At 70.5% G+C, this 13,115-nt stretch carries 8 protein-coding genes; 7 read left to right on the top strand and 1 reads right to left on the bottom strand.

Translation table 11 applies throughout. From position 1 onward, the window contains the following. Window positions 1-28 precede the first annotated feature (28 nt). From CBM981_RS11195 to purF, 7 genes are all read left to right on the top strand, one after another. Window positions 29-2,191, top strand: coding sequence for an AarF/ABC1/UbiB kinase family protein (locus CBM981_RS11195; RefSeq protein ID WP_225867365.1), 2,163 nt, complete (start codon window positions 29-31; stop codon window positions 2,189-2,191). 20 nt (window positions 2,192-2,211) lie between these two features. Continuing rightward, entirely contained in the window at window positions 2,212-2,832 is a 621-nt protein-coding gene (locus CBM981_RS11190; protein WP_087068470.1) for an alpha/beta hydrolase, read from the top strand. A gap of 86 nt (window positions 2,833-2,918) precedes the next feature. After that, window positions 2,919-3,977, top strand: coding sequence for a threonine synthase (gene thrC / locus CBM981_RS11185; protein WP_087069371.1), 1,059 nt, complete (start codon window positions 2,919-2,921; stop codon window positions 3,975-3,977). Window positions 3,978-4,436: 459 nt separating this feature from the next. Then, window positions 4,437-5,624 (top strand): DNA polymerase III subunit beta, encoded by a 1,188-nt coding sequence (dnaN, locus tag CBM981_RS11180; RefSeq protein WP_087068469.1) that lies wholly within the window; start codon window positions 4,437-4,439, stop codon window positions 5,622-5,624. Between the two features lie 5 nt (window positions 5,625-5,629). Next, complete coding sequence (locus CBM981_RS11175) at window positions 5,630-6,535, top strand: RNA methyltransferase (RefSeq protein ID WP_087068468.1); 906 nt, start codon at window positions 5,630-5,632, stop codon at window positions 6,533-6,535. A 62-nt stretch (window positions 6,536-6,597) separates the two neighbouring features. After that, window positions 6,598-9,009 carry a phosphoribosylformylglycinamidine synthase subunit PurL gene (purL, locus tag CBM981_RS11170; RefSeq protein WP_369801611.1) on the top strand — a complete coding sequence of 804 codons (2,412 nt, stop codon included), beginning with the start codon at window positions 6,598-6,600 and terminating at the stop codon, window positions 9,007-9,009. A gap of 49 nt (window positions 9,010-9,058) precedes the next feature. Continuing rightward, on the top strand, window positions 9,059-10,570 hold the full coding sequence (gene purF / locus CBM981_RS11165) for an amidophosphoribosyltransferase (protein WP_087068467.1): 1,512 nt from the start codon (window positions 9,059-9,061) through the stop codon (window positions 10,568-10,570). 24 nt (window positions 10,571-10,594) lie between these two features. Here the strand turns inward: purF and CBM981_RS11160 are convergent, their stop codons facing one another. Beyond that, window positions 10,595-13,099, bottom strand: a complete 2,505-nt coding sequence (locus CBM981_RS11160) for a DNA topoisomerase (ATP-hydrolyzing) subunit A (protein WP_087068466.1) — start codon at window positions 13,097-13,099, stop codon at window positions 10,595-10,597. Between the last annotated feature and the right edge of the window lie 16 nt (window positions 13,100-13,115).

The following is a 13,115-nucleotide window of genomic DNA, read 5'->3' as shown; positions in this document are numbered from 1 at the left end:
ATCTCCCACCTGCGGCACATCGCAAGCCATGGTGAGCCGTCCGCCTGAATCCGCTTCCACCACCGCGCTTGAGCAGGCCGCTGCAGCGATGCGCCAGGCCGTGCAGGGCGAGGCGGCCATCGCGCCGGCGCGCGGGGCAGCCCCGGCCGACTCCACCCCGACCGATTCAACCGCAGCCGACCCAACTGCGACCGGCTCAGCCGCGGCTGAATCGGTCGCTCTCGACGCGAGCGCCAACGCCACGCGCACCACCGAAGCACCCGCCACCGCTTCCCCGGGCCAGCCGCCGGCTGGTGCCGGCCGGAACGAACTCAGCGACTTCATCGAAGCCTCCGGGCTGCTGAGCTACGACCCGGTGGCGATCCGACGGATCTATGCCGGCCACCCCCAGCGGCTGATCCGCCGGCTCTGGCAGACGCTGATGCCGATCAGCCTCTACCTGATCGGGGTTGGGTTCGACTGGCTGCTCGGGCAGCTCAGCACACCCGCCCGGGCCCGGGCCCGGGCGAAGGAGGCCGCCGATCTGATCGCCTCCCTGGGTCCGGCCTTCATCAAGGCCGGCCAGGCCCTCTCCACCCGGCCCGACATCGTGCCGCCCCTGCTGCTCGAGGAGCTGGCCCAGCTGCAGGACCAGCTGCCCGGCTTCGATCCGGCCCTGGCCATGGCCTGCATCGAGGAGGATCTCGGCGCGCCGGTGGCGGCGATCTTCGCGGAGCTGGATCGGGAGCCGATCTCGGCGGCCTCCCTGGGCCAGGTGCACCGCGGCAGGCTGCGCAGCGGCGAAGCGGTGGCCGTGAAGGTGCAGCGCCCCGGCCTGCGGGAGCAGATCACCCTGGATCTGTACATCGTGCGGAACATCGCCAGCTGGATCAACCGCAACGTGGGGCTGATCCGCAGCGATCTGGTGGCCCTGATCGATGAGCTGGGCCAGCGGGTGTTCGAGGAGATGGATTACTTCAACGAGGCGAGCAATGCCGAGCGCTTCGCGGCGCTGCACCGGCACAATCCGCGCATCGCCGTGCCCCGCATCCACCACCAGGCCACCAGCCGCCGGGTGCTCACGATGGAGTGGATGGACGGGGTGAAGCTCACCAACCTCGAGGCCGTGCGGGCCATCGGCATCGACCCCGACGACATGGTGGAGGTGGGGGTGAACTGCAGCCTGCAGCAGCTGCTCGAGCACGGCTTCTTCCATGCCGATCCCCATCCCGGCAACCTGCTGGCCCTGCCGGATGGCCGTCTCGCCTATCTCGACTTCGGCATGATGAGTTCGGTGAGCCGTGAGGCCCGCACCGGCCTGATCCAGGCGGTGGTGCACCTGGTGAACCGCAACTTCTCGCGCCTGTCCAGGGATTTCGTGAGCCTGGGTTTTCTGGCGGAGGACGTGGACCTCGAACCGATCGTTCCGGCCTTCGAGAGCGTCTTCGGCCAGGCCCTGGAGATGGGCGTGAGCCGGATGGACTTCAAGGCCGTCACGGACGACCTCTCCGGGGTGATGTACCGGTTCCCCTTCCAGGTGCCGCCCTATTACGCCCTGATCATCCGCTCGCTGGTGACGCTCGAGGGCATCGCCCTGAGCGTGGACCCGGACTTCAAGATCCTCGGCGCGGCCTACCCCTACTTCGCCCGGCGGCTGATGGAGGACCCCGATCCGAGCCTGCGGGAGAGCCTCAAGGAGATGCTCTTCGATGGCGAGATCTTCCGCTGGCAGCGGCTCGACAACCTCATCGCCAGCGCCTCCCAGGGTTCGGATCTCGATCTCGAGAGCCTGCTGGATCAGGTGCTCGATTTCCTCTTCTCCCCCAACGGCGGCATGCTGCGCCAGCAGCTGGTGGACGCCCTGGTGGAGAAGCTCGATGGGCTGGCCTGGGAAACCACCCTGCGGCTCGGCAAGCGCCTGCCCGAACGGCTGCAGCCGCCTGGACTGCGCCAGCGCGCGCTGCTGCGCAGCAGCGAACCCCTGCTCGACCTCGCCCCGCTCCAGCAGCTGGTGGCGATCCTGCAGGCCCTGCCGGGCTTTGAACCCCAGCTGCTGCTGAGCCGCCTGCCGCGGGTGCTCGGCGAGCCCGAGCTGCGGCGCATGGGCCTCGACCTGGCCAAGGGCCTGGCGGAACGGGGCGTGGTGCGGCTGCTGCGGGATGTGATGGTGCCACCGGGATCCCTGCCCCGGACGGCTGTGGCCCCCGGCTGAAATGCCCCTAGGGTGAGCCGATGGCATCACGCTCCCTCTGCAACCGGGTGCTGGCGGCACTGATGGGCCTCGGCCTCAGCCTGGGTTCCCCCGCCGCCATCGCCGCCGAAAACCTGGTGTTCGTGAGCGGGGCATTCCGGCGCTCGCTCTCCGTCGCCGATCTCGAGCACCTGGCCACCACCGGGGAGTCCCGCGGCCTGCTCACCGACGTGCTCCGCTTCAGCAATCAGGACCCGAAGACCGTCGCCTCGCTGCTGAATCAGTCGATCAGCCTGCCGATCACGCTGGTGAGCCGGCTGCTCAACACCCGCATCGGTGAGGCGGTGCTGCAGCGCCTCGCCCAGGTGGCCTACCCGCTCAAAGCCCGCAACCAGGGCATCCCGGCGTTGCGCTCCGCCCTGATCGTGGGCCTGGCCAACGGCAATGGATCCCTCTCGGCGATCGGCTTTCTGCGGGCCTATCCCACCCAGGAGCTGGAAGTGAACATCCCGGCCCTGCTGGCCGTGATGCAGAAGGCCAGCTCGATCACCGAGCTGGTGCGGTTCTTCTCGGAATCCCCCCTCGATGGGCTGCGGGGCAGCAACGGCGAGGCAGCCCCGAAGCCCCCCGCCGCCGGCACGGCGCCCGCTGCCGAGCCGTAGATTCGCTCTAGCCACCCCCTGCCCCCTTGCCCCTGCTCCAATCCCTGCGACGCCTGGGCTTGGGGCCTGGCTTCGGCGGTCCTGTGATGCAGGACTGGCCGGGTCTGATCGAGGCGTACCGGTCGTGGCTTCCCGTGACGGCCAACACGCCGGTGATCACCCTGCGGGAGGGGGCGACACCCCTGATCCCGAGCCCCGCCATCGCCGCGCGGATCGGCAATGGGGTGAAGGTGTTCCTCAAGTACGACGGCCTCAACCCCACCGGCTCCTTCAAGGACCGGGGCATGACCATGGCCATCTCCAAGGCCCGGGAGGAGGGCTCCGAGGCCGTGATCTGCGCCAGCACCGGCAACACCTCGGCGGCCGCGGCGGCCTACGCCCGGCGCGGCGGCATGCGGGCCTTCGTGCTGATTCCCGATGGCTATGTGGCCCAGGGCAAGCTGGCCCAGGCCCTGCTCTACGGCGCCGAGGTGATCGCCATCCAGGGCAATTTCGACCGGGCCCTGGCGATCGTGCAGGAGGTGGCCAACCAGTACCCGGTCACCCTGGTGAACTCGGTGAACCCCTACCGCCTGCAGGGCCAGAAGACCGCGGCCTTCGAGGTGGTGGATGCCCTCGGGGAGGCACCGGACTGGCTCTGCATCCCGGTCGGCAACGCCGGCAACATCACCGCCTACTGGATGGGCTTCAACGAGTACCGCCAGGCCGGCCGCAGCTCGCGGCTGCCGCGCATGCTGGGTTTCCAGGCCGCGGGTTCAGCTCCCCTGGTGCTGGGCCACACGGTGGAGCAGCCCGACACCATCGCCACGGCCATCCGCATCGGCAACCCCGTGAACCGCGACAACGCCCTGAAGGTGGAAGCGGAGAGCGGCGGGGGCTTCATGGCCGTGACCGATGCGGAGATCATCGAGGCCTACAAGCTGCTGGGCAGTGAGGAGGGGGTGTTCTGTGAGCCGGCCAGCGCCGCTTCGGTGGCCGGCCTGCTCAAGCGCCGGGCGGAGGTGCCGGCAGGGGCCACGGTGGTGTGTGTGCTCACCGGCAATGGCCTGAAGGACCCGGCCACGGCCATCGAACACAACGACGCCCATTTCCACACCGGCCTGGAGGCCGACACGGCCAAGGTGGCCGCCGTGATGGGCTTCTGAGCCGGAGGTCACCGCCTCCTCCCCCTGCAGCCCCCTCGCCCCCGGCCTCTGCCGGGGGCTTTTTCATGGCGTTGCGCCGAGGACGATCACGCAGGTGTCTGCCGGAAACCTCCGCAAAACCCTGGGCCATCCGGTGGGAATCTCCAGCACAACCAGCCCCTCTGCCACGACGACCTTTTTCCTCAGGACCGGGAAACGGAGGAAAACGCCCGGCTCTCCCCATCGGGCGGATCGGGTTCCTCAGGCTGGAGCGGCGCAGATCCCGACAGGGAGAGGCCTGCTCGGCCGTTTTCCTCAGTTTCCTCAGGCTCTACGGCTACGGATTGCTTTCTCTTCTTCTGTTTCTTTTGATCCGGGACAGGAGGGCCGGATGCCGCCGGATCACCGCCGTTGCGCATTGGGCCGGGCTGTGGAAGCGTGGAAGCCCCCAATCCGTTCCCTCCGACGGCACCGCTCGCCATGAAGCTGGTCTGCTCTCAGACAGAACTCAGCGCCAGCCTCCAACTGGTCAGCCGTGCCGTGGCGTCACGCCCCACCCACCCGGTGCTCGCGAACGTGCTGCTCACAGCCGACGCCGGTACCGGCCGGCTCAGCCTCACCGGTTTCGACCTCAGCCTTGGCATCCAGACGAGTCTGGCCGCCACCGTGGAGTCCAGCGGCGCCATCACGTTGCCGGCCAGGCTGTTCGGCGAGATCGTGTCGCGCCTGTCCGCGGAAGGGCCGATCACCATTCAGTGCCCGGACAATGCCGAACAGGTGGATCTGATCAGCCTCTCCGGCAACTACCAGATGCGGGGCATGCCGGCCGAAGACTTCCCCGACCTGCCCCTGGTGCAGAGCGGTCAGCCGATCCGGCTCGACGCCGAGGCCCTGGTCAAAGGGCTGCGGGCCACCCTGTTCGCCAGCAGCGGCGATGAGGCCAAGCAGCTGCTCACCGGCGTGCACCTGCGCCTGGATGCCGGGGCCCTCGAGTGCGCGGCCACCGACGGCCATCGCCTCGCCGTGCTCAAGCTCGCCCATGGCACGGGACCTGCCGAGCCCGACTCGGCGGGCGCTTCCGAGGCCGATTCCGAAGCGGGGGAGGGGGCCGGTGAGCCCTTCGCCGTCACCGTGCCGGCCCGGTCGCTGCGGGAACTGGAACGGCTGCTCTCGAGCCGGCAGTCCGACGAGCCCCTCAGCCTGTTCTGCGAGCGGGGTCAGGTGGTGTTCCTCTGGGCGGACCAGGTGCTCACCAGCCGCAGCCTTGACGGCACCTACCCCAACTACCCCCAGCTCATCCCCGACAGCTTCGGCCGCAGCATCAGTGCCGACCGCCGGGCCCTGGTCGCCGCCCTGGAGCGCGTGGCGGTGCTGGCGGACCAGCACAACAACGTGGTGAAGATCACCGCCGATCCGGCCAGCGGCACCCTCCAGGTGCAGGCGGATGCCCAGGACGTGGGCCGGGGCTCGGAGTCGGTTCCGGCCACGATCGAGGGCGACCCCCTGCAGATCGCGTTCAACGTGCGCTACCTGCTCGACGGCCTCAAGGCGATGGCCTCCGAGCAGGTGGTGCTGCACTGCAATGCCCCCACCACCCCGGCCGTGCTGCGCCCCAGCGACGCCTCCGGATTCACCTACCTGGTGATGCCGGTGCAGATCCGCAGCTGACCACCGTGGGGCTCCCCGAGCAACTCCTGCTGAGCGATCTGCTGCGGCGCCGGGTGCGCTGCCAGAAGGGCCTGGAACGCGGTGCCGGCGTGATGGTGTGGATGCACCCGCCGGTGCATCGGGTGCTGGGCTGGGTCACCAGGCCCTCGGCCTTCGGCACCCGCCGGCTGGTGTGGCGGCTGGATCAGCTGCGCGGGCTGCTGGAGCTGGAGGCCCTGGTGAAGGGGGATCCCGCCGAGACCGACCAGGAGACCATCGAACGCCTGCCCACCTTGATCGAGGCCTCCCTGCTGGACGTCCGGCGCCAGCCGATCGGCACGCTCGCCGATGCCGCCATCGAGCTGGCCACCGGCAGGATCCGCCACTACCTGGTGAGCCGCAGCGACCCCCGGCTGCCGGGCAGCAGCCGTTGGCGCCTCAGCCCGGATCGGATCGTGGACCAGCAGCCCGGCCAGGTGTTCACGGCCCTGGAGGGTCTCGACGACCTGCCCCTGGCCAGGGCCAGCGTGCGTCAGGAGTTCCTGCGGCGCTCCCGCCGCTGGCGTGACCAGATGCAGGAGGAGACCAGCCGCCTGCGGGAGCAGTTCCAGCAGGCCGGCGGCCGCTTCGAGGAGCGGGTGGAGGGCTGGCTCGAGGAACCGCCCTGGGAAGGCCCCGACGGGGACCCGCCGCCGCGGCAGCGATGGGATGACGGCGACGACGACTTCGATCCCATGCCAGCCGCGGAGCCTGGCCTGGACCCCGAACCCTGGGAGGAGCCCTGGGAGGCGTTCCAGCGCTCCCCAGACCACCAGGATCCCGACGACGACGGGTGGGACCAGGACGCAGCCGAGGCGCCACCGGAGCCCGGCGACCGGGAGCCTCGCCTGCGGCGGGCGGCCCCGGCCGGCAGCGATGATCCCTGGATCTGAGCTGCTGGCCGGGTCGCCGGCGGCGGCTCAGCCACACTGGACGCTGCTGAACCCTCCTGGCTGTGGTGGCAGGCCTCAACAACGCGGTTCCCGACGACGACGTGAGCGCCGCCCTGCGCAAGGAAGGCCTGAGCCAGGCCGACTACGACGAGATCTGCCGCCGCCTCGGCCGCGCCCCCAACCGGGCGGAACTGGGGATGTTCGGGGTGATGTGGTCGGAGCACTGCTGCTACCGCAATTCGCGCCCCCTGCTGAGCCAGTTCCCCACCAGCGGCCCGCGCATCCTGGTGGGCCCCGGCGAGAACGCCGGCGTGGTGGACCTGGGCGAGGGCCAGCGCCTCGCCTTCAAGATCGAGAGCCACAACCACCCCTCGGCGGTGGAGCCCTTCCAGGGGGCGGCCACGGGCGTGGGCGGCATCCTGCGCGACATCTTCACCATGGGCGCCCGGCCGATCGCCCTGCTCAACGCCCTGCGCTTCGGGCCCCTCGACGACGAGCGCAACGTGGGCCTGATGGAGGGGGTGGTGGCCGGCATCGCCCACTACGGCAACTGCGTGGGTGTGCCCACCGTGGGCGGCGAGGTGGCCTTCGACCCCAGCTACTCCGGCAACCCGCTGGTGAACGCCATGGCCCTGGGGCTGATGGAGACCGAGCAGATCGTCTGCTCCGGCGCCGAGGGGGTGGGCTATCCGGTGGTGTACGTGGGCAGCACCACCGGCCGCGACGGCATGGGCGGCGCCAGCTTCGCCAGCGCCGAGCTCACCGAGGCCTCCCTGGATGACCGCCCCGCCGTGCAGGTGGGCGATCCCTTCCTCGAAAAGGGCCTGATCGAGGCCTGCCTCGAGGCCTTTCAGAGCGGCGACGTGGTGGCCGCCCAGGACATGGGCGCCGCCGGCCTCACCTGCAGCTGCTCGGAGATGGCCGCCAAGGGGGGCCTCGGCATCGAGCTGGATCTCGACCGGGTGCCCGCCCGTGAGGCCGGCATGACCCCCTACGAATTCCTGCTCAGCGAGTCCCAGGAGCGGATGCTGTTCGTGGTGAAGCCCGGCCGGGAGCAGGCGCTGATGGTGCGCTTCACCCGCTGGGGCCTGCAGGCCGCCGTGGTGGGCCGCGTGCTGGAGGAGAACGTGGTGCGGGTGCTGCAGAACGGTGTGGTGGCGGCCGAGGTGCCCGCCAGCGCCCTGGCGGACGACACCCCGATCAACCAGCACACGCTGCTGAGCGAGCCCCCCGCCGCGATCCAGGCCCACTGGCGCTGGAACGAGGAGGATCTGCCCGCCGCCGGGCCTGCGGGCATCACCCCGGCCACGGGTGAGCGGGCCGGCCAGCCCACCAGCTGGAACGAGGTGCTGCTGGCCCTGCTGGATGACCCCACCATCGCCTCCAAGCGCTGGGTGTACCGCCAGTACGACCACCAGGTGCAGGCCAACACCGTGGTGCCGCCGGGAGGGGCGGATGCGGCGGTGGTGCGGCTGCGGCCCCAGCAGGGGGAGGGGTCCCTCACGGCGGTTCACCGCGGCGTGGCGGCGGTGGTGGACTGCCCCAACCGCTGGGTGGCCCTGGATCCCGAGCGGGGAGGCATGGCGGCGGTGGCCGAGGCCGCCCGCAACCTGAGCTGCGTCGGCGCCGAGCCCCTGGCGATCACGGACAACCTCAACTTCCCCTCGCCTGAGACCCCCACCGGCTACTGGCAGCTGGCGATGGCCTGCCGCGGCCTGTCGGAGGCCTGCCGGGCACTCGGCACTCCGGTCACGGGCGGCAACGTCTCCCTCTACAACGAGACCCGGCTGCCGGACGGCTCCATGCAGCCCATCCACCCCACCCCGGTGGTGGGGATGGTGGGCCTGGTGCAGGACATCCGGCAGGTGTGCGGCCTGGCCTGGCGCCAGAGCGGCGATGCCATCTGGCTGCTGGGCCTGCCGCTGGCACCCGCTGTCCCCGGTCCGGAATCTTCCGCCCCGGACGATCGCGTCGGCCTGGCCGGGAGCAGCTATCTGGCCTGCCTGCACGGCCTCACCACCGGCCGGCCGCCCCGCACCGACCTGCAGCTCGAAGGGCGGGTGCAGGCCTTTCTGCGCCAGGCGATCACGGCCGGCCTGGTGGGCAGCGCCCACGACCTCAGCGATGGCGGCCTGGCGGTGGCCCTGGCCGAGTGCTGCATCGCCTCCGGGCTGGGGGCCGCTGTCGAGCTGGCGCCCGCGGCTGGCCGGATCGACCGGCTGCTGTTCGCCGAGGGGGGCGCCCGCCTGCTGGTGAGTGTGGCCGCGCCCCAGGCCGCGGCCTGGGAGCAGGCCCTCGCCGACGCCGGCCCGGCCGTGCCGGCCCAGCGGCTGGGTGCCGTGAGCGCCGAGCCCCTCCTGACCATCGCCCACGGCGGTGGGAACCTGCTCCGCCTGCCGGTTGCGGATCTGCGGGAGCGGTTCGAGCAGGCCATCCCGCGCCGCATGGGGGTGGATCTCCCCCCCACGGTCTGACCGCAGCCCTGGTGCAGAATGATGGTCCGATGTCTGTGGTGATGGGCTTGTGCTGGTAGTGCATCCGGAGCCCGCCCACGCGCCCTCGTCCACTCCTTCAACGTCGCTGGAGCGGCCCGACAAGCCCGAGGAGGCCTGCGGGGTCTACGCGGTGCTGGCGCCCGGCCAGCAGGTGGCCAACCTCACCTATTTCGGCCTCTACGCCCTGCAGCACCGGGGCCAGGAGTCGGCCGGCATCGCCGTGTTCGATTCCGAGCAGCACGTGCGGCTCCACAAGGACATGGGCCTGGTGAGCCAGGTGTTCGACCAGGAGGTGCTGGAGCGGATGCCGGGCGACCTGGCCATCGGCCACAACCGCTACTCCACCACCGGCAGCAGCAAGGTGTGCAATGCCCAGCCCGTGGTGCTCAACACCCGGCTCGGTCCCTTCGCCCTGGCCCACAACGGCAACCTGGTGAATGCGGCCCAGCTGCGGCAAGACCTTGGCGCCATCGCCAGCGAGCTCACCTCCACCACCGATTCGGAGCTGATCGCCTTCGCGCTGCAGCGCGCCGTCGATGCCGGCGGCGACTGGGAGGCCGCCATCCGGGAGGCCGCCGGGCTGTGCCGGGGAGCCTTCAGCCTGGTGATCGGCACCCCGGGTGCCCTGTTCGCCCTGCGGGATGGCCACGGCATCCGCCCCCTGGTGTTCGGCCACCTGGGGGAACCGGGCCAGGCCCAGTGGGTGGTGAGCAGCGAGACCTGTGGCCTCGACATCATCGGTGCCACCTACGAAGACGACGTGCAGCCCGGGGAGATCATCCGCTTCGTGCAGGGAGAACCCTCGCCCCTGCGCAGCCGCTGGTGCGACGAACCGGCCAAGTTGTGCGTGTTCGAGATGATCTACTTCGCCCGCCCCGACAGCCGCTTCTTCGGCGAGTCGCTCTACAGCTACCGGGTGCGGATCGGTGAGGTGCTGGCCCGCGAAACTCCGGTGGAGGCCGACATCGTGATCGGCGTGCCCGACTCCGGCATCCCGGCCGCCATCGGTTTCTCCCAGGTGAGCGGCATCCACTACGCCGACGGCCTGATCAAGAACCGCTACGTGGGCCGCACCTTCATCCAGCCCACCCAGGCGATGCGGGAGGCGGGCATCCGCGTGAAGCTCAACCCCCTGCCGGATGTGCTGGCCGGCCAGCGGGTGGTGGTGATCGACGACTCGATCGTGCGCGGCACCACCAGCCGCAAGCTCGTGGCGGCCCTGCGGGAGGCGGGGGCCCGGGAGGTGCACATGCGGATCAGTTCCCCCGCCGTCACCCATCCCTGCTTCTACGGCATCGATACCGACAGCCAGGACCATCTGATCGCCGCCCGGCTCACCCTGGAGGAGATCACGGCCCACCTCGGTGTGGATTCCCTCGCCTACCTCAGCAAGGAGGGCATGGTGGAGGCCGCCCAGGCCAATTCCTCCCACTTCTGCACAGCCTGCTTCGATGGCCAGTACCCCATCGACATGGATGAGGACGTGCGCTCCAGCAAGCTGATGCTCGAGCCCGCCGGCATTGCCGCGAGCGTGCGCTGAGGCGTCGCCCTCAGCTCACTCACCTCAGCTCAGCAGCGGCACCAGATCCCGCACGCTTTCGCCCGATCGCAGGTCGAGGCAGAGGCCGCTGCCATTGGCATCTTCCGGGGCCAGGCTCTCGCTGCTCAGGCGGGCACTGCGGTTATCACCGACCAGCACCGCCACCAGGGGATGCTGGCCACTGCTGAGGGCCACCAGGGCATCCCCCCGCTGGCTGAACCGGATGCCGATCTGGCCCAGATCCCCCCGCTGGCAGCGCCGCAGGCTCTGCACCGCCAGCTTCTTGACCAACCCCTGACGACTGGCCACCAGCACGGACCCTGAGGCGGGCACACAGGCTGCCCCCACGATCTGTTCATCGGGCAACAGGCGCATCAGCACCGGACCCTGGGCCGTGCGTCCCATCAGCGGAACCTGCTCTTCATTCACCTCCAGCCGCAGCATCCGGCCCGTGCTGCTCGCCACCACCAGCTCCTCGCCGTCGCGGCAGGGCACCACCCGCTGCAGGGTCACCCCTTCCTTGAGCTTGAGCACGGTGGTGGCCCTGCCCGAGAGGTCGCGCAGGTCGTCCAGGGGCAGGCGCTTGAAGCGGCCGTCGCTGCTGAGGAGTCCGATGCTCATGCCTGGGTCGCCGCCCTCCCGCAGCGGCAGCACCTGCATCACCGTGGCTCCCTCGAGGCTGTCGGGCAGGAACCGTTCCAGGGCGCCGGGCTGCTGGCCGGCGAACTCCCAGCGCAGCACGGCCGCGCGGCCGTCGCCGGTGAACGCCAGCACCTGGGGCTGGCTGGCCACGGTGAGCAGCAGCTGGGCGGGGGCCGCATGCTCGCCCAGCGGTGCGGCCTCCTCCAGATGGAGCCGGCCCAGCACCTGGGGCGTCACGATCTTCACGGCCCGGTCGGCCTGGATCAGCAGGCGACTGTCGCTGGCCAGGGCGTCCAGGGCCTGCTGGCGCTGCAGTTCCGCGTTGGGACGGGAGGCGGCGGCCCGCTGGGCCACCAGGTCGTCGCCTCCCTCCACCAGCCTTGTGCGGCGCGGGGTGCCGTAGCGCTTCTTGAGGGCCCGGAACTCGGCCACCATCGCCTCCAGCAGGCTGGCACGGTCGTCCAGCAGGTGGCGCAGCCGGGTGCGTTCCGTGCGCAGCTCCTCGGATTCCTGCCGCAGACTCTCCTGCTCCAGCCCGGTGAGGCGGCGCAGGGGCATGGCCAGCACCGCATCGGCCTGGCGCTCGCTCAGGTCGAGGTGCACCTGAAGGCTCGCCCTGGCACTGGCGGCATCGGCCGCCGCCGTGATCATCGCGATCACCTCCTGCAGGGCATCGAGGGCCTTGATCAGCCCCTCCACCACCTCCAGGCGGTCCTCGCAGCGCCGCAGGGCGTGGCGGGTGCGCCGGATCAGGGTGAGTTCCCGGTAGTCGAGGAACTCCTGCAGCAGGCGCCGCAGGCTCAGCTGCACCGGCTGACCCTTCACCAGGGCCAGCAGGATGGCGCCGAAATTGCTCTGCAGGGCGGTGCGGCGCTGCAGCTCGCCCAGCACCGTGTCGGCGTTGGCGTCCCGCCGCAGCTCCACCACCACCCGCATGCCCTCGCGGTCGGATTCGTCGCGGATGTCGGCGATGCCGCCGATCTTGCCGTCGTTCACCTGCTCGGCCAGTTTCTCGATCCAGCCCGCCTTGCTGAGCTGATAGGGCAGCTCGGTGATCACCACGGCGCTGCGCCGGTGGCGGCCCTTGCCGGGCTGCACCTCCTCGATGTGGGCCACCCCCCGCATCGGGATGCTGCCGCGGCCCAGCCGGTAGGTGTCCCGCACCCCGCTGCTCAGCAACACCTCGCCGCCGGTGGGGAAGTCGGGACCGGGCACCAGGGCGAACAGCTTCTCGTCGCTGAGGTCAGGCTTGCGGATCAGGGCGATCAGGGCGTCCACCACTTCGCCCAGGTTGTGGGGAGGGATGTTGGTGGCCATGCCCACCGCAATGCCGGTGCAGCCGTTCAGCAGCAGGAACGGCAACTGGGCGGGCAGCACGGTGGGCTCCTGCTGGGAGCCGTCGAAGTTGGGGGCGAAGTCGACGGTGTCGTTGCCGATCTCGTCGAGCAGGGCCTCATGGGAGATCGGGGCCAGACGCGTCTCGGTGTAACGCATGGCGGCCGGTGGATCGTCGTCCACCGAGCCGAAGTTGCCGTGGCCGTCCAGCAGCGGATGGCGGCTGGCGAAGGTCTGCACCAGCCGCACCAGCGCGTCGTACACGGCCTGATCACCGTGGGGGTGGTACTTGCCGAGCACATCCCCCACGACGCGGGCACACTTGCGGTAGGGACGGTCCGGCGTGAGGCCCAGCTCGTGCATCGCAAACAGGATGCGGCGCTGCACCGGTTTGAGGCCATCGCGGGCGTCGGGAAGGGCCCGTCCCACGATCACGCTCATCGCGTACTCGAGGTAGGAGCGCTGCATCTCCTGATGCAGGGCGATCGGCTGGATCCGGCCCTCGCCGCCCGGATCGCCGCCGTTGCGTTCGTTGCCGCGCTCCTCGGCCATCCGGTGCTCGGGTCTG

It is taken from the genome of Cyanobium sp. NIES-981, from assembly GCF_900088535.1.
GTDB lineage: Bacteria > Cyanobacteriota > Cyanobacteriia > PCC-6307 > Cyanobiaceae > NIES-981.
This window is presented reverse-complemented; position numbering and strand designations above follow the sequence as displayed.

Excerpts from the sequence above, each read along its gene's own strand:
- CBM981_RS11195 (WP_225867365.1), top strand. The coding sequence starts at position 29 with ATGGTGAGCCGTCCGCCTGAATCCGCTTCCACCACCGCGCTTGAGCAG.
- CBM981_RS11190 (WP_087068470.1), top strand. The coding sequence starts at position 2,212 with ATGGCATCACGCTCCCTCTGCAACCGGGTGCTGGCGGCACTGATGGGC.
- thrC (WP_087069371.1), top strand. The coding sequence starts at position 2,919 with ATGCAGGACTGGCCGGGTCTGATCGAGGCGTACCGGTCGTGGCTTCCC.
- dnaN (WP_087068469.1), top strand. The coding sequence starts at position 4,437 with ATGAAGCTGGTCTGCTCTCAGACAGAACTCAGCGCCAGCCTCCAACTG.
- CBM981_RS11160 (WP_087068466.1), bottom strand. The coding sequence starts at position 13,099 with ATGGCCGAGGAGCGCGGCAACGAACGCAACGGCGGCGATCCGGGCGGC.